Source organism: Paenibacillus sonchi, assembly GCF_016772475.1.
GTDB classification, from domain to species: domain Bacteria; phylum Bacillota; class Bacilli; order Paenibacillales; family Paenibacillaceae; genus Paenibacillus_AQ; species Paenibacillus_AQ sonchi.
This window is the reverse complement of sequence record NZ_CP068595.1, coordinates 2,096,748-2,114,969: the sequence shown is the minus strand read 5'-3', so window position 1 is coordinate 2,114,969 and position 18,222 is coordinate 2,096,748. Positions and strand designations below refer to the sequence as shown.

At 49.3% G+C, this 18,222-nt stretch carries 10 protein-coding genes; 7 read left to right on the top strand and 3 right to left on the bottom strand.

The features are described 5' to 3' along the window. The first annotated feature begins 231 nt into the window (after positions 1-231). From JI735_RS09790 to JI735_RS09770, 5 genes are all read left to right on the top strand, one after another. A complete protein-coding gene (locus tag JI735_RS09790) occupies positions 232-2,007 on the top strand; it encodes a sensor histidine kinase (RefSeq protein ID WP_085979221.1) in 1,776 nt (591 codons plus the stop codon). A 30-nt stretch (positions 2,008-2,037) separates the two neighbouring features. Beyond that, entirely contained in the window at positions 2,038-2,865 is an 828-nt protein-coding gene (locus tag JI735_RS09785; RefSeq protein ID WP_039832716.1) for a response regulator, read from the top strand. A 230-nt stretch (positions 2,866-3,095) separates the two neighbouring features. Continuing rightward, positions 3,096-3,977 carry a carbohydrate ABC transporter permease gene (locus JI735_RS09780; protein WP_039832717.1) on the top strand — a complete coding sequence of 294 codons (882 nt, stop codon included), beginning with the start codon at positions 3,096-3,098 and terminating at the stop codon, positions 3,975-3,977. 13 nt (positions 3,978-3,990) lie between these two features. After that, the gene (locus JI735_RS09775) at positions 3,991-4,818 is read left to right on the top strand and encodes a carbohydrate ABC transporter permease (RefSeq protein ID WP_039832718.1); all 828 of its coding nucleotides are present in this window, start codon (positions 3,991-3,993) and stop codon (positions 4,816-4,818) included. Between the two features lie 164 nt (positions 4,819-4,982). Then, positions 4,983-8,081, top strand: coding sequence for a hybrid sensor histidine kinase/response regulator (locus tag JI735_RS09770; RefSeq protein ID WP_039832719.1), 3,099 nt, complete (start codon positions 4,983-4,985; stop codon positions 8,079-8,081). A 10-nt stretch (positions 8,082-8,091) separates the two neighbouring features. Here the strand turns inward: JI735_RS09770 and JI735_RS09765 are convergent, their stop codons facing one another. Together JI735_RS09765 and JI735_RS09760 are read right to left on the bottom strand one after the other, a co-directional pair. Then, a complete protein-coding gene (locus tag JI735_RS09765) occupies positions 8,092-9,234 on the bottom strand; it encodes a response regulator (protein ID WP_039832720.1) in 1,143 nt (380 codons plus the stop codon). Between the two features lie 110 nt (positions 9,235-9,344). Beyond that, on the bottom strand, positions 9,345-13,595 hold the full coding sequence (locus JI735_RS09760) for an S-layer homology domain-containing protein (protein WP_051051422.1): 4,251 nt from the start codon (positions 13,593-13,595) through the stop codon (positions 9,345-9,347). Between the two features lie 567 nt (positions 13,596-14,162). Between JI735_RS09760 and JI735_RS09755 the strand changes: the two genes are divergently transcribed. Continuing rightward, a protein-coding gene (locus tag JI735_RS09755; RefSeq protein ID WP_085979244.1) for an IS3 family transposase occupies positions 14,163-15,721 on the top strand; the annotation gives its coding sequence in 2 pieces (ribosomal slippage) (positions 14,163-14,796 and positions 14,796-15,721; 1,560 coding nt in all). A gap of 352 nt (positions 15,722-16,073) precedes the next feature. Here the strand turns inward: JI735_RS09755 and JI735_RS09750 are convergent. Beyond that, a complete protein-coding gene (locus JI735_RS09750) occupies positions 16,074-17,168 on the bottom strand; it encodes an outer membrane protein assembly factor BamB family protein (protein ID WP_233476321.1) in 1,095 nt (364 codons plus the stop codon). Positions 17,169-17,390: 222 nt separating this feature from the next. Here JI735_RS09750 and JI735_RS09745 point away from each other — a divergent pair, with 222 nt between their 5' ends. Continuing rightward, on the top strand, positions 17,391-18,221 hold the full coding sequence (locus JI735_RS09745; RefSeq protein ID WP_202677334.1) for a hypothetical protein: 831 nt from the start codon (positions 17,391-17,393) through the stop codon (positions 18,219-18,221). Position 18,222 lies beyond the last annotated feature (1 nt).

Below are 18,222 nucleotides of genomic sequence, written 5' to 3'. Positions count from 1 at the left end.
ATATAGCATTAGTTGGAAAAAGGTTAGCTAATTTGCTTGGGTCCCCGATAGTTGATTTTCCGGAAAAACAAGTTCCGCAGGGCGGCTTCGAATAGAACAAATCTTTGTATTTCCCCTCCCCAACCTCCCCTTCCTGCAACAAAACCATACAATTTTAAATATTGCGTTTGCAGCTTTTTTAATATGCTATAATCTAGGCAACACCCACAACGTATTGGAGGTCGCATCCGTGTGTCAAAACTAATGCGTTTACTGATTCCCCAAAAGCTGAAATACCGCTTGTTCGCAGCCTTTGTTTTTTTGATTCTGCTGCCCTTCTGTGCTCTGAATTTATACAACTATCAGCGGATCGAAAGCCTGGTTCAGAAAAAAATCAGCCAGCAGAGCCACTATCAGCTGGAGCAGATGTACCGGACACTGGAGGATCAGATCAGCATCGCCTTCAAAACCCTAATCTTCCTCAAGCAGGATGAGACGGTAAAATCCGTATTGACCCATCCCGAACAGCAAAGCGGGCTTGAAAACAAAAGGCGGATCGAGAACATTTTCAAAAATCTGAATAACAGCTTCTTTCTCTATAATCCTTCGGTTTATTTTATGATTCTCGATTTATATGAAAGCGCATACACCTCGTACCCGCCAAGAGAGTCTCTGATTTACAAGGATTTGCGCGAGAATCCCGGGTTTGACCGGAAACTGATGAATCCCAGCTCGTATCATTGGGTTCCCAATGACAGCAACTATGTGCTGAGGGATGTGTCGACCAGTGCCTACCTGTTGTCCTTGTACGCTTATCTGGAGAATACGCAGAACAAGCCTTACGGCATGGCCCGGATCAGCATTGACTATTCCTATTGGCTGCAGTCCATTCACAAGCAATCGGATCTTCAGCAGCAATACTTTATAATCTCGCACACGGGGGAGGATATTTCCCAGTCGGTTCCCAAGAGCAGTTTGCCGGAGCAGGTCAAGGCCAGAATCGCGGAGCATCCGCAGCAGCAATATTTTATCGACAAAGCTTCTAATTCTCTGATCAATTATATCTATGTGGAATCCCTGGACTGGTACATCGTCAACCGCATCCCGCAGTCCGTGTTGTTTGTGGAGATTGAGGAGCTGAAGCGGCAGTACTTTATCACTTTTTTTGCGCTGATGGGCATTTTTCTGATGATGACCTTCGTCATTGCTACAACGATTACCCGCCCGCTGTCCCACCTGCAGAACAAGATGAAGGCTGCTGTACAGAAAAGTCTGAAGATCCGGCTGCCGGAGCACAAATTCAGAGGTGAAATTCTGGATCTCACCCGGACCTTCAATACTATGCTGGATGACACCAACCTGCTGATTCAGAAGCTGAAGACGGAAGAGCGGCAGAAGGAAGCCGTCCATTTTCAAATGCTGCTGGCCCAGACCAATCCCCACTTTCTGCTGAATACGCTGAATACCATCAAATGGATCGCCATCCGGGAGCAGAATGAGGACATCACCAATATGACCCTTTCCCTCGGCAAGCTGCTGGAGGCCAGTCTGAATACCGATAAGGATCTGATCTATCTAAAAGATGAAATCGGGCTGGTGCAGGCCTATGTCCATATTCAGCAGGTCCGGTACCGCCATAAATTCGAGGTCACCTGTGAGTATGATGAAGATATTCTGTACGCGCTGGTCCCCAAGCTCAGCCTGCAGCCGCTTGTAGAAAACGCCATTATTCACGGGATCGGACCGCTGCCGGGCAACGGCTTAATTGAAATTAAAGTATACCGGGAGGGGCCCGGCACGCTCATTGTTGAGATTAAGGATAACGGAGTGGGCATCGAGCAATCCAAGCTCAAACGTACCGAACGCAGGCGTCCGGGCATCGGGCTCAGCAACATTGAGGAGCGGCTGCGGCTCCTGTTCCGGGAGGAAGGCTCTATGGACATCCTCTCCTCCGATCAAGGCGTAACGGTCCGGTTCACCCTTCCTTTCCTGTTATCCACACCTTATGGCACGGAACATCCGGCTTAATACATCCTATACACCGGGAGGTAATCATTCATGTGGAAAGTATTGCTGGTTGAAGATGAAGTCTTTGTACGGGAGTCAGTGCGGGAGATCATTGCCTGGGAAGAACTGGGTTTCACGGTTAGCGGAGAGGCAGGAAATGGCGCAGAGGCCCTTGATATCATCCGGCGGGACGTACCGGACCTGGTGATTACAGATATTATTATGCCTGAAATGGACGGCGTCGAGCTGCTTAGAAGAACCAGGGAAGAAGGCTATAGCTCCCGTTTTGTAATGCTCACTTGCATGAGCGATTTCGAATATGTCCGGCAGGCGATGGAATACGGGGCTTCGAATTACATTTTGAAGCTGTCCATGAGTGTGAATTCACTGCGGGAGACACTGCGTAAAATCAGCAATGAGCTGCTGAAGGACGGAGAGAAGCGTGACAGTAGTCCTGACCTGGTGCAGGCGAAGACCGGAGCCGATGACCGGAACGCCAAAGCGCTGCCGCCGCTGCTTCATGAGGAAGTCACCTCCCATCCGGAGATCCAGAAAATTCTGCAGTATATCCATGCCCATTACCCGGAGGATATTACCGTGAAGTCGATGTCCCAGTATGTCATGATGGGCGAAAATTATGTCAGCACCTTGTTCAAAAAGAAAACCGGGCACACGCTGATCCATTACCTGCACCAGGTGCGCGTGAATCAGGCGATTCAGTATCTGTGCCATTCCGACCTGCCCGTATATGAGATCGGCAACCGGGTCGGCTTCGTTAACGATAATTATTTTATCAAAATATTCAAGCGCCTGACCGCACAAACGCCAAGCCAGTACAGGCAGAACAACAGAAGCAAACCCGAACCCGTAACCATCTGAATCTTGATTTCGCCCGGCTGTACAGCAGCGGCTTTCCCTAACAGGAAGGCCGCTGTTTTGGTGTGCGGATAGAACAACGAATAGAACAAAACTACGGATGAGCCGTGCAGCCGCCTGGCGCAAATGTATACTTCTGTAGCATGAAGTCGGGGGTTTTGTTCCTTAACCGCTTTCATTCCCCTTGTTATGCTTGACATGAGGAAGCAAACGAGCGAAGAGGAGTGAATGATGTGAAAACATCTTGGATGAAACGGCAGCAGCATCTGGGCTATCTGTTTATCGGGCCTAATATGATTGGCGTGATTCTATTTTTTATTATACCTGCCATCTATTCCTTCTATCTGATGTTCACAGACTACAAGTTTATGAGTCCCGACACAAAGTTTGTAGGCCTGGACAACATTCAAAGAATGCTGGGCGATGAAGTATTCTATATTGCCATCAAGAACACCCTGATGTTCCTGTTGTCCGTACCTGTATCCATTGGACTTGCCTTCATTGTAGCAGTAGTTCTTAACCGTTCTGTATATTTGAAAAAACTGCTGCGGGCGCTGTATTTCATGCCCTACATTACCAGCGGGGTGGCCGTTGCCTTTGTCTGGATGCTGCTGTTCCAGCCGAATAACGGCCCTATCAACGGTATCCTGCGGGCAATTGGCATTGCCAATCCTCCCGGATGGCTGTCTACCATGGAATCTTCCATGTACGCCGTTGATATCATCTGGATCTGGTTCATGCTCGGCTACAATATGATCATCTATCTGGCTGCGCTGCAGGAGGTATCCGGTGAACTGCTGGAAGCAGCCAAAATCGACGGGGCCCGCACCTGGCAGACCGTCCGCAGCATCCTGTGGCCCCTGGTCAGTCCCACGACCTTCCTGCTGCTGATTACCGGACTCATTATGTCGATTAAGCAGTTCGGGATTATTCAGGCGATCACGCAGGGCGGACCGGGGAACAGCACCACCGTATTGTCCCTGTTTATTTACCAGAATGCCTTCCGTTACTACGAAATGGGCTATGCGTCCGCCGTATCCTGGGCGCTGTTCGTGATCATCATGATCTTCACCGTCGTCCAATGGCTCGGTCAAAAACGCTGGGTTCACTACTAAAGGAGGAGCGGCCATGAATAAAGCTGTGTTCAATAAAAGTCTTATCACGCTTGTGATGCTGTTCCTGAGCATTGTGATGATCGTTCCGTTCCTCTGGATGATCAGCACCTCGTTCAAGACCCCGGCTGAAGTATTCCAATATCCGATCCAATGGATTCCCGTCCACTTCAACTGGAGCCATCATGTGAAGGTATGGACGGGAGAAAATAGTTTCATGCTCTATTATTTAAATTCCCTTAAAGTTTCAGTGCTTAGCACCATTGGTGCAGTCACACTCTCCTCACTCGCCGCCTATGGCTTCGCACGGATTCAGTTCAGAGGGCGGGATACCATGTTCATGGTGTATCTGTCCATGATGATGGTGCCGCCTCAGGTGCTGTTCGTGCCCAAATTCATCATGTTCGACTGGGCTGGCATCTACAACACCCACTGGGCGCTTATTCTGCCGGGGTTTTTCACCATCTTCGGGGTCTTCATGATGCGGCAGTTTTTCCTCTCTGTGCCTTATGAGATTTCGGAGGCTGCGTTTATTGATGGAGCCGGCCACTTCCGGATCTTCTCCCGGATTATTCTGCCCATGGCCAAACCATCCATCGCTACTCTGGCCATCATCGACTTCTCCTGGCACTGGAATGATTACGAGAACGCCCTGGTCTTTCTAATCGATCATGACCTGTTCACCGTACCGCTAGGTCTGCAGAACTTCATTCTGGAGAACAACGTGGACTACAACGGCATGATGGCCGCTGCCACCGCCGGGATTATCCCGATGATTATCGTCTTCCTGATTGGCCAGAAATACATTATTGAGGGTGTGGCCAGTTCGGCGGTAAAGGGCTGAATATCAGGCTGCCGGGCGATCATCCGCAGGCACAGCCTGTGTACCTGCCAAAATGGATTTTATGCTTTTTTACAGCCTTCTGTAGTTGTTGGGTCAGCTGGATAGTATAATAGATCCAACTGCAATTCATTTCAGATCCAGAAGGCGAAGGTTGACTTAAAGACATGCTGGGAACCCTAAAAAAGCCGTTTATCGCTATCGTTGTTTTTATAGTATTCATCACCGCTGTCCGCTTAGTATGGACGAACTATCTGACGACTACGGATTATGCAAAAGCTCCGGCCGCCCAAGACGGCGTCCTGGACCTGCGGAATTTCAGCTTTACCGGACACCAGACGCTGCAGCTGAAGGGGGAGTGGACCTTTTACCCCTCTGTTCTGCTGGTTTCCGGTGCAGGCAGCGGTAACGGCAACGCTCCGGCAGCCCAAGCGGAAAAGGTATTCGTACCCGATTTGTGGGACGGATATTTCCCGCAGGATAGCTCAGCGTTCCATTATGGAACTTACCGCTTGCAAATCAGGCTGGATCAAGAGACGAAACAAACCTTCGCCATGAAAATATCCAGAATAGGCAATGCCTCATCGGTGTATGTGAACGGTCAATTGCTGGCCTCCTCCGGGCACCCGTCCTCCGATCCCGGCAAACATCAGGCGCAAAATGTTCCTTATACCGTAACCATTCCTGCCGGGAGCGCCACGCTGGATCTGGTCATTGAGGTATCCCATAATGCCGGCAAAGGGGGAATCGAAAGAGCGATCCGCTTCGGTACGGTCGATGCCATTCAACAACGGAATTCCCTGCTGACCGGACTGCAGCTGCTGCTCTGCGTCATTCTTTTCATAAATGCTCTATACGGCATAATCCTGCGTCTCTTGAGCTCCAACAAAGGGTTAAGCTACTTTGCTTTTTTTATGATTTTCACTCTGTTCAGCGTACTTATTTCCGATGACAGGCTGCTCTTCCAATGGTTCCATATGGGCGATGCCTGGGAGATCAAGATTGTGTATCTCACTTATATCGGTGTCAATGCCTTCATGTGCCTATTGATCAACAGCCTGTTTCCTTCCCGCGCCCCTAAAGTGACAATGCACATTATAGCCTTTTGCTGGACTCTATATGCCCTGTTTATCCTGATATCCCCATCATCGTATATTCAGGCTACATCCAAACTATTGCTTGTACTCGGCCTCACCTCGGTCATTCTGGGCGGCCATATCCTCCGCAGAGCCATTCAGCAAAAAGAGGATGTCATCTTCCTGCTGCTTGCCTGTATCGGCATAGGAATCAATATTCTGTGGTCGGCATTCATGCACCTTTCACCCGAGAATGAACTCATCCATTATCCGTTTGACCTGATTTTCGCCCTGCTTGCCTTTGCGGCGTTCTGGTTCAAACGATTCTTCCATGCGATCGATCAGTCGTTGCTGCTGGCCGGGAAGCTGCAGCTTGAAGATAAACGGAAGGATGAATTTCTGGTCAATACCTCGCATGAACTGCGCAATCCGCTGCAGGGGATCTCAACGATGCTGCAGGTGATCCTGGATGATCAGGCCCATCCGGTTCACCCGAAGCAGCAGGAACGTGTGGAGATCATTAAAAAGGTCAGCAGCCGGATGAGCTTTATGCTGGACGATTTGATCGACATCACCCGCCTGAAAGAACAAACGGTTCCGCTTGAGCTTAAGCCGGTGCGGCTGCAGTCGGTTGTCTCCGGTGTGCTGGACATGATTAAAGTCATGCTGAATGGAAAGCCGGTCCAGCTGCGGGCAGACATTGAGGATACCTTCCCTGCCGTTCAGGCCGATGAACAGCGGGTGATCCAAATCCTGTTCAATTTACTGCATAATGCAGTGAAATTTACGGATAAAGGCTTCATCACCGTCCGTGCTGTGAGAAAGGGGCCTATGGCCGAGGTGCAGGTGGAGGATACCGGGATCGGAATTCCCGAAGAAGCACTGCTCCAGATTTTTCATCCCTATGAGCAGGCGGACAACCATTTCAAACGGGCCAGCGGCGGTTTTGGCCTCGGGCTGAGTATTTGCAGACAATTAGTGGAGCTTCATGGGGGAACGATCACTGCGGAATCGTCTTTGGGCGAAAGAACCCTCTTCCGGTTCACGCTGCCATTAGGGGACGGCAATCCTGGGGAAGAAGGCCTTCATCCGTTATCCCTTACGAACTTATCCGTGCCTTTGGACGAGATTGCGGCTGCAGCGGAACCACCTGTTGATCGGGCCATCTTCCCTAATGAATCCGGAGCACCTGCATGCAGGATTTTGATTGTGGATGACGATGCGGTGAATCTGAATGTGCTTGCCCAAATGCTGGGAACGGAAGGGTATATGATCGACGCTGTAACAAGCGCGGAACTGGCGCTGGCGGAAACCAAGCGGCAACGGTACGATCTTGTCATTACGGATGTCATGATGCCGCATATGTCCGGTTACGAGCTGACAGAGCTCATCCGCGAGCGGTTCAATATTTCGGAACTGCCGATCCTCCTGTTAACGGCCAGAGTCCGGACGGAGGATATCTTGACCGGATTCCGGGCAGGGGCCAATGACTATGTCAAAAAGCCTGTAGATGCCTGGGAGTTAAAGACCCGGGTGCACGCATTGACCCAGCTGAAGACCTCCATCGACGACCGTCTGCGGATGGAGAGCGCATGGCTGCAGTCGCAAATCCAGCCTCACTTTCTGTTCAACACTTTGAACTCCATTGCCGCATTGGGCATGATTGATTTCAATAAAATGCAGACCTTGCTCGATGAATTCAGCAATTACCTGCGCCTAAGCTTTGATTTCAAGAACGCGTCTCCACTTTTCCCGCTTGAGCATGAGCTTTCTCTCATCCGTTCCTATGTCTATATCGAAAAGGAACGTTTCGGCAGCCGGTTAACAGTGGTGTGGAATATCGAAAGCGGGATTGATATCCTCATTCCGCCCTTGTCGATCCAGCCTCTGGTTGAGAATGCCATCAAGCATGGGCTCCTCAGCCGAAACCGGGGCGGAACCGTATCGGTTAACGTCCATAGGTTAGCCGAAATGGTTGACATTTCAATCATCGACGACGGAGGCGGAATGGACAAGGATTACCTGAGCCAGCTCCTGACCCATTCGAACCGGTCTTCCAGCCGAAGCGGCATCGGCCTTATCAATATTAACCGCCGATTGATGCAGCAGTTCGGCACAGGCCTGGATATTCAAAGCTCGCTGGACCAGGGAACCTGTGTCAGCTTTCAGATTCCATACCAAAAAGGATGAATCCCCGGATTCATCCTTTTTGCCGTTTCTTTTCCCAATCCTTATACCATTTCACGATCTCCTGGTTTGGCTTCTCGGACAGCTCCGCTTCCATAATCGTCTCCAGCAGCGCATACTGCCTTTGCACCAGAAAATGAAATCCCATCCTGTCGCAGATTTTCAAATATAATAATTGCGCCTGTTCTTCTAACGGATAGCGGGTGCAAATATGCTCAATATGCTTGAAGGCCTGTTCAAGCTCTTCGCTCTTCACATACCAATGAACCAGGTTCTGCTTCAGCCGGATCCACTGCAGCTGGAATCTCTGTCTTTCCAGCTCTGCCCACACATAGTCATACCCTTCCAGATATTCGCTCTTGAACAATTTCAGGATGCGTTCATATTCAGACACCGTGTCCTTGGAGAGCTCCATGCCGGCCTTAACAAAGCGGTCAAACTCGTCGACGTCCAGATAGATCCCTTCCAGCTTCAGCAGATAGCCGTCGGCCGTATTTTGAAGAAGAATCCGTTCTCTACTAAAGGGCTCAAGCATTCTTCGGATATGATAAACAGCGGTATATAACTGCGAGTAGGCTCTGTTCAGATCAAAATCGGCCCAAAGCAATTCGATTAAAGTTGCTTTGCTGACCACTTTGCCGCGATGATGAAGAAGATAAAAAAAGATTTCCTGCGCTTTCGCCGTTCTCCATTGAAGCGGTGCACGCTCCTGCGTTCCTTCATATATCCTGAATTCGTCGAACATTAAAAACTTCCAACTTTTGGATTTTGCTGTTGAAGAAGCCGCTATCCCGGCCTTCAGATGTGAATTCAATCTCTGAACCGTAAGACTGAGACGGTCCGGATGAACCGGTTTCAGCACATAATCGAGCGCATTGAGCTCAAACGCTTTAATCGCATATTCATCATATGCCGTGACAAATACAACCTGCAGACTAGGCTTGTGTTCCAACAGCATTTCAGCCAGCTCGATCCCGTTCAGCTCCGGAATATGGATATCCAGAAATACGATATCGATATCCGTCTCTTCCACCATTTGTTTCCCCTGAAGCGGGTCGGTATATTTGCCGGCAATTTCAAAATCGCCGAGCATCAGCAGCTGGTGCTCCAAATATTTCAACGCCAATTCTTCATCGTCAATCAGGATTGCTTTCATTCGGATCTCCTTCACAACGGGTAAATCGGTACAACCGTATGTTCATTATACTTCAAATTGTAATGATTTGGGGGTTGAAGGAAAATAACCTCTCCTTCAACCCCCATGGTTTATTCTGAGACCAGTTGTTCCTTCTGTTCACCGTCAATCCGGTACTGATGATCAATCACGGCTTCCTGGATATCCCGGTATGCCCAATGGCTGCCGGAAACATCCGGGAACTTGATGGCATCTGCTCCATACAACGGACCCCGGTCAAACATCTGATTAACCATTACTACAGCTTCAGCCCGGGTCAGATAGGCATTCGGTTTGAAGCTGCCGTCAGGGTATCCCTTGAATAGGCCAGCCGTCAGGTTGGCTTCGATCACCGATTGCGCCCAGTGTCCGGCCGTATCGTTGAAGCTGGACTTGCCGTCTGCCGATACCGCAAGTTTCATGTAATTGGCGGCAACGGCTGCCATCTCTGCTCTCGTGATCGGCGCAGCCGCCCGGAACTGTCCGTTCGGATCGCCCTTCATAATACCCTGTGCGTTAACAAAAGCGATGGCTCTTGCAGAATAATGCCGTACAGCCACATCCCCGAAAGGAAGACTGCCAACAGCCGCATTGGCATCGTACCCCAGATTTCTGGCGATCATAAGCGCCATCTGTGCACGCGTTACTTGTTCGTCCGGCTTGAATTCGCCGTCCGGGAATCCGACGATGTACGCTCCGTGTGAAGCGGCAGCCTGATTATTGAAGTTGATGATTGTAAAGGTGCTGAACTTCGTTACGGAGAATTCCAGCCCAAGCAATCCCTCTTTGTAGGTGACGGCCTTACCTTTTACGACTGCTTTCTGGCCGTCGGTATGCTCGATGAAAATGCCCAGCTGCGCCAGGAACGCATTGCACTCCGCTTCATTCGCAGGCAGTTTCACATCTTTAAGCGGCAGGATCAGGGTTACGGCCCGGCTGGACAAGTTCGTTTCGATGGTCATCGGTCTGGCGACCACTTCAATTTTATTGTTTCCCGCCACTTCGCGGACAACGGCCTCGAGTGTAGCCCTCTTTTCGATTTCATTCCGCTCCGTTGCAGATTTTACCGGCACGAGCCGGAAATAGAAGTCCTGTGCGATTCCGTCCAGAGAAGCGTTCGGAATGCGGATAATAGCATTTTCTGTATACATTTCAAGCACGATGCCGTTCTCTTTAAGCAACTTGGCTGTCTCCACCGGAATTTGGACATTTACTTCGCCGACTTTGTCTGCCGCATCCGGAATGACCACACGGGCGATGCTTTGTCCCGTCTCTTTCGCTTTCTTTACCGCTTCCTCTGCCTTATCCTTGGTAAAACGCACCAGGTCTGTTATCGTTCCATCATTGCGGGTCGTCCGCTGGACCGGCACTTTAGTGATGCCAGCCGCAGTTGCTCCACCGATGGCCACATCCACTTCAATGACTTCGGTTTTGGTTTTGTCTGGAGCAGGGACGTAGCCTCCGCCGCTGGAAGGCTCCTGTGAAACTCTGCCTGCGCGGACCACCTGAATCTGATATTGTCCCAGCTTAACGCCTGGATGCTTCGCATCGACAATATCCACTTGGATGATATTCAGTCCTTCCTGCAGTGGAAGCTTGCTCCAGTCTCCGCCAGGAACCTCCACTCCGTTCAGGCTTACTTTAACCAGCGTGTTATCATTTCCTGTCGGGGCGAGGTTCAAAGCGATGCTATCCGTTTCGTTAGGCACGGACGCCTTATATCCACCCGATACATCCGGTTGGAAAACCGGAGTCAGCGGAACCGCCTTATCCCCGACAGCCAATCCCAGACCGTTCTTAGGCAGCTTGCCTTCGTCTGCGATATATTTGGAATCGTCGCCAAGGTCAATCCCCGGCTGCAGTCCCGTAAGCGGGTTATTCTCATTGCCCTTCTCAGTGACATTGCCGAGTTTAGGATCGTAGCTCAATAGGCCGCCCTTATGATCAGCCGGGATTGAAACGATAAGTTCATTGCCGTGAATCTCAAAAGGCTCCTTAAGCGGCACTCCGCCGTAAGTGAATCCGGCCAGACTGGTGAAGTCGTTGACCGGCTTGTTGAACACCAGCTTCAGCTTGCCCTCTTCAGGATAAGCGGCAATGAGCCGGAGCGGAATAATATCATTTTCCTTCGTTATGCCAGCCTGATTGCCGGCATTAATCGGCCGCAGCTCGTTCAGGATGTTCCCTTCAGCAGTAACACCTCCGGCTGCATCATCGTACTCCACGATCAATGCATCGTCCGGACCGAGCGCTTCCTCCAGAACGACTTCCGCTTTATTGCCTTGTATAGATTTTACAGCCACCACTTTGCGTCCATCAATTTTGAGTCCGGCAAAATCAGCCTCGTTAAGCACAGCGCCGACATTCTGATTGAATGTCAGAACTGCCTGAGCCGGATTCTTGTCGTCAACCGCTACATGAGTCAACTGGAGCTGCGGAACGGTAAACGGCACAAGCTTTGTTTCCGTTCTCACTTCATCGCCGAACGTCTTGCTGGAAGTCACTGCAATGTGATACGATCCCGGCGCAAGTGGACCCGGCAGTTTAGTATCCCATGTGTATACGGCATCGGAAACGGTAATACCCACCTCCAGGTCGAACAGATAGGCATCGGGATGAGCATCCACATTATAGACGCTGGCCGTTACCGTAGAATCCAGTGCAGTCTGTCCAGACACGGGCACCGGGAAGTCGGCTCCATAGACCTCTATACCGGAAGCAGGCTCCTGAATCTGCAAAGAATCACCGAATGGCCCGTTTGCGATAAGCGTAAAATCCGTAACCGGCGTCTTTTCGGGCCCCTGTGCCTCTATCGCGGATTGTCCGGAATCATATTCGATTCTTACCACAGGATCATTGGTCAAGGGGCTCGCCAGGGTCAGGATGATGATCCGGGGATCTTTGTCCGATACTACAGCATGCGTAACATCAACCAATCTTCCGTCCAGTGTAACTCTGAAGTCGTCCGTAGTATCCGCGTCGTCTGCATTGAACTTGACCGGTTTGTCAAAAACAACCGATACCTGATTGTTCGTTCCCTCTATATAGCTGGCGCTGTTAGCTACTGGCGGCTGCTTGACCAGCCCGTCAATCGCATCCGCAAGACTCTTGCGGGCAGCCGCAATCTCTTCAGGGGAGGCATGCTCGTCTTCAAGGACGGCTGTGGCTGCATCCGATGCTGCTTTCAGTACCGCCAGAGACTCCTTCGTATAGACCGGCGGAGCAAGGTCGAGATAGCCTTGTGCTGTGCCGATATCCTGTTTCAGCGGCGTATTGTCCACCAGCGTGATGGTTGTGTTGATGCTGGTAGCTGCATCGCCTTCCATGCCGCCGTATTCAACGAGATAGGCATCCACCTTGTTGTCGCTTGCATAATCGTTCCACTTGCCGTTCGCAAAGATATGCATCACATGCTCGTAAGTGTAGTCATTGGGTTCTCCGGCGTCCCAGTTATTGTGCATGGTCTTGTTGCTGCCGAGACCATAAGTTGCATTCGTGACCGTAGCGGTATCATTAATGCCGCCTTGAGCAATATAGCCTTTGTAGAAGGGAAGCCCGAATTGGCCGCCGTACTGCAGTTTCCCTTCCGGTCCTGTCACCCAACGCCAATCGCCATAGCCAATACCGCTGCTCTGCAAGGTGGAAACACGCGTTGTGGCTTTTCCGTTTGCATCTTCAGCCCGATCCACATCTTTACCGCCAATCCAGCCAATCCCCTGTGCCTTTTCGGCAATAAAGGCGTTTTCTTCCGGGCCGGTAATCGTCGCCAGATACCCTTGGCGTCCATAATAGGTCCGCAGCTCGGCATTCGCCCGGGCTTCCGGCCATCCGATGTCGGTATCCGTTACATATTCATAGAAATGGCCATTTTTAGCGAAAGCGAGGACGGGGCCAAGGCCGAAGGTTACGCTGCGTTCTCCAGCAGACGTGAATTTAAGTTTGGCATTTTCCAATACCGTCTGATAGACCCCAATGCTTGCATTGCCCGTTAATATATAAACGCCGTTTCCCTTGCTGGAGTTAACCGTAATTCCCGTACCTGCCGTTTCAAACGTGATCACATCTCCCGTCTGAAATCCGTTAATGACAACAGTGGCACCAGTCATCATCTCACCGGCATTCCCGGTAATAAAGAGTTCCGGGAAAGTTAAGTTTACAGCTCCGCTTTCCTTATTAAAACTCCGGTACTTTTCCGAAGTGAAAATCTGCTCCGATCCGTCATTTCCAATGGCCGCATGGGCCGCTGGTCCGGGAATCGCTAAGTTAACAGCAACCAGCGCAAATGACAAAGAGGTTGCCAGACTGCGGGACCATCTTTTGTTCTGTTTCTTTGATGTTGTCATCTTTTTCTGTACTCCTCATCTAATATACTGTTATTTGATCAGCCGACACTTCAAATCCTGATGTACTGCCTTCTTATACCGGTGATTTCCTCCCTTCCGATGCAGCCGTTCACCAAATTGTGCTAAACGGATACAGCTGGTTTGTGTATAATAATCTCTTGGTTCTAATAGTAGCTGACGGACCTCTACATTAACTCTACAAATCTCCTTCTTTTTCTACAAAATTCTTGCCGCTGCCCCGGATACCGCGCAGAGTTTGGAACGACGGGGTCGCCCGCGGAGCGTGGCACACAGTTTGTGACAATATCACCCTGGCGGGTGAGTTACAATCGCGGCTAATGCGGACAGGAAAACTGTTAGCTGGGGGAGAATTTCTCCATTCAGCAGGGCAAACGGACTGGGATTGTTATACCAGCTATCAATTTAGCATTTAGTCTGCTTGCCCATTTAGCCCGCTCATAACTTCCTAACAACAAGAAAGGGGTATCCCAGCAGCCCTTTGATATGCTCCCCATATAGTAGACAGGTGAAATAATAAAAACCTGTTACTGTATGGGGAGCATTTTTATGGAACAAAAGAAGTTTACAGCGTTCGAAAAATTAACGATCCTCCAAGAAATTAAAGAGGGATTTATCGGAGTAAAGGCTGCAGCCCGAAAGTTCGGAGTAACCAAGAACTCTATTATGAAATGGCGGCGACGGTATGAGTTGTACGGTTACGAGGGGCTAGACGTTCGGACTCATAACCGTACATATTCTGAGGAGCTCAAACTCCAAGCGGTTAGGGATTATCTTGAGGGGGAATTGTCGCAAAGCCAAATCATCTACAAGTATAAGATTGCAAGCACTACCCAACTCGCCAACTGGATTAAGAAGTATAATAGTCATAGCAACAGCTTAACCGCTAATTCAGGAGGAACTAGAGGGATGACCAAAGGACGGATAACGACATGGCAGGAGCGGATCGACATTGTGCTGTACTGTCTTGCCAATGGACAAGATTATACGAAGGCGGCAAGCCATTTCAAGGTGTCCTACCAGCAAACATATAGTTGGGTGAAGAAGTACCAGGCCGGCGGAGAAGAGGCTCTGCGGGACGGCAGAGGGCGTACGAAAGCGCCGGAAGAGCTGACGGATGCAGAACGCTACAAGCTGGCCATGAAGAAGCTGGAATACGAGAACGAACGGCTCCGTGCGGAGAATGCTTTTCTAAAAAAGTTAGAGGAACTCGAAAGGAGGGGACATTAAGTTCCGTTCGTCAAGAGAATATCTACCTGGCCATCCAGGCTGTTCAGCAAGAGGAGTCCTGCTCTATTCAGCTTTTGTGTGAGATTGCAGGCATTTCGCGGTCAAGTTATTACAAGTGGCTAAACCGCAAACCGAGCCGCCGAGAAGTCCACAACGAGAAGCTCATGCAAGAGATGCTCTGCTTGTACGAAAAGGTGGAACGCATCTATGGATACCGCCAACTGGCCCTGCATTTGCGCAGGCAGATAGGCAAACCCATTAATACGAAACGAGTGTACCGTCTCATGAAGATCCAAGGCATCCAGTCGGTCATTCGTAGAAGGCGGAAGAAGTACGTAGGCTCTACGCCTCAGCAGGTCGCAGAGAATGTGCTGAACCGTGAATTCCATGCCGAAGCGCCAAACCAAAAATGGGTTACGGATGTCACGGAATTCAAGTATGGAAACGGAAAGAAGGCATATTTGAGCGCCATATTAGACCTATACGATAAGTCCATTGTTTCCTATGTGCTAGGGCATTCCAATAATAACGCACTGGTTTTTGAGACCTTTGAGCTCGCCGTACAAGCGGCACCTCAAAGTCATCCCCTACTCCACAGCGACCGTGGGTTTCAGTATACTTCCTTGAAGTTCAAGGAGATGTTAGACGAAACAGAAATGAAGCAAAGTATGTCCCGAGTAGGCTGCTGTATTGATAATGGACCGATGGAGTCCTTCTGGGGGACACTGAAATGTGAGAAGTATTACTTGGATACCTACCGGACCTTTGAAGAGCTCCAAAAAGATATTGATGCCTACATTCACTTTTACAATAACGAGCGGTTACAGGCAAAACTAAACGGCCTTAGTCCCATTGAATTCAGGACCAAGGCCGCTTAAAATACTTTTATTTTTTGTACTGTCTACTTGACGGGGTGCAGTTCACTTTGGCTTTTGAGACACCCCTTTGTACCTATTCAAAACCCTTTCGGAATAACGCTGCCGCAGCGAATGCTACCGCTCGTACCAATACCCCGGGATTCCCCGTTCCAGGCGCTGTTAAAAGATCGAGATTGCATTGCTGTCCCGGTTGAGATTTGTGTGGGATCGGGTTATAGCTCCCTTGGGAGCTTACGCTGAAGTCCGCTGCGCCGCTGTAAAGCGTCTAGGTACAGCTTACTGTATATTAAGGGAAAGAAAAAGACACCCTTCGGGGTGTCTTTGGCTTTTACCATGGGCAGTCTTTTACGAATCATTTACTCATTTTTTGCAGGCAAATGATGTTGTTATTCACACTGATCACCGTGAGATTATCATTTACGGCAATGATATCCGGGTAGGAGAGTTGACTGCTGTTCACCGACAGTGTAAATCGGGGCTTCCCGTTATAATCCAATGAATACACATTGCCGTTGTTGGCGCCGAAGTATACATTACCTTTATTATCTGTCGTGAAGCTTCCTGTAAAAAGACCTATTCCAGCAGCCTTTTCATATTTACTTAATGAATATTTCCACTTCTGCTTCCCTGTCTTGAAATCCTTATCCGTAATGCTCCCCTCATCGTCATCTAATACGTAATAGCCCCCGTGCTCATCTTTGTCAATAATATCTGAGTAACTTACCGGTTCACTCTGGATTTGATTATAATCCGCAACCCGCAGAATCTTGCCGCTCAGATCAAGGGTAGCCTCGACTTTCTCAAAATCAGCAATAATGTTGCCTTTGGAATCCGTGTAGAGCTGCTCTATATCTTTGACATCCAGAACACCGTTCTTGAAAGGAATCGTGGTGAGACGCCAATTCGTTGATCCGTCTTTTTTAATGGATTTCAACCCTTCATCTGTGAGCACTATGTAATTTCCTTTATTATCCCCCGCCTGAAAAAGATCAAATAAAGATCCATCCTCAAAGTGGGATACTACCCGCAGCTTAATATCATGAAAAGTGGTTACTTCGCCTGAACTGTCAATACGGGAAATGTCCGTTTGATATACCGTTGAGGACAAACGCTCGACATCATCATATGAAACCTTATAATATGTACCGTCTGCTCCCAGCAAAGGAGTAAGCTCACCCTGCCAATCACTTGGATGCCTCCAGACAACCTTTCCTGTTGCGGCGTTGATTGCGAAGATTTCTTCAACACTCTGGGCATAGACCAGTCCATTCGGCCCCTTGTACAAACTGTACATTTGATAAGGGCTCTTATCGGTGAGGGACCATTTCATTTCATATTCGGCAGCATTTTTTAAAATGATATTGTTGCTCTGGTCGTTCTTAACAGACAGCTTCCGGGTCACATCCAACGGATTCTTGACTGCGGCCGCGCCCATTGTAAAGATCATAATTAAACTCAGCATTCCTAATGTGATTATTCCCTTTTTCATCCGGCACCCCTAATATGGTTAAATATTGAAATCCCTACTATTATAAATGGTTTATCTGACAATCTCATTTATTTTTATACTTGCAAAAAAGTATAAAGGACCCCATCAGTCCTGAAACCCGGATATTCATGTCACGTACATACAAATGGAAAACATTACATCACCAGGGGGAAATAAAAATTGGAGAAAAAAATTGTTATTGGTCTGATCATTGCTTTTGCAGCACTAACGGGCTGCAGCTCGGACAAAAATACGGCAGAGCCAGCGGCCTCTTCTGCAGCGGTTTCGACGGAATCACAGCCATCAGCGAGTCCTACAGAAGCGCCTACAGCAGCACCCAAGAAACTATCTGACACAGAAAAGGTAGCTCTCGACTACGTCAATACTTTTTTGAATGGTTCGGATATGGAAGCCAAAAAGAACTTTATTACCGAGAACGTTTATCCGGATGCCCAGCCACTCTTTCAGATGGCCCAGTCGATTGAAACCCCGGATGACCACAAGCTCAAAAATCCACAGGTTCTCGAATCAGTGGATTATGCAGATGAGAAAGGCATGAAGGTTGAAGCTGTCTTAGTTCAGGGAGAGGAAGGCTCTAATCCCAAAAGCGAGCTGATTGTCCTTATCAATAACAAGAAAGTTCTATGGGCGACGGATTCATCTGACAAAGAAACGTTTAGCAAGGTAAGAAGCGCCTTCAAAGAACCCACCCCGGAAGCTTCATTAGCTGCAAATGCACCGGCCCCGAGTGACATGTTAAGGGAAATCGAAAATTATGTGATCTCCGATGTATGGAACGATGGGTTCGTGGACATCAGTTGGTATATCAGCAGCGGCACCAGCAGCACCGGGGAGAGTATGGATGTCGATTTTACCGTTGAGCAGTTAGCCAAGACCATGGACAAGAAGAAGGAATACGACAGCTATATAGCGGGTCTGGGTGCAGAGTATGATTCTCTAAAAAAGTGTGGACCAAGCTTTCCACAGAAATTGACCATCTACACGGGCTAAT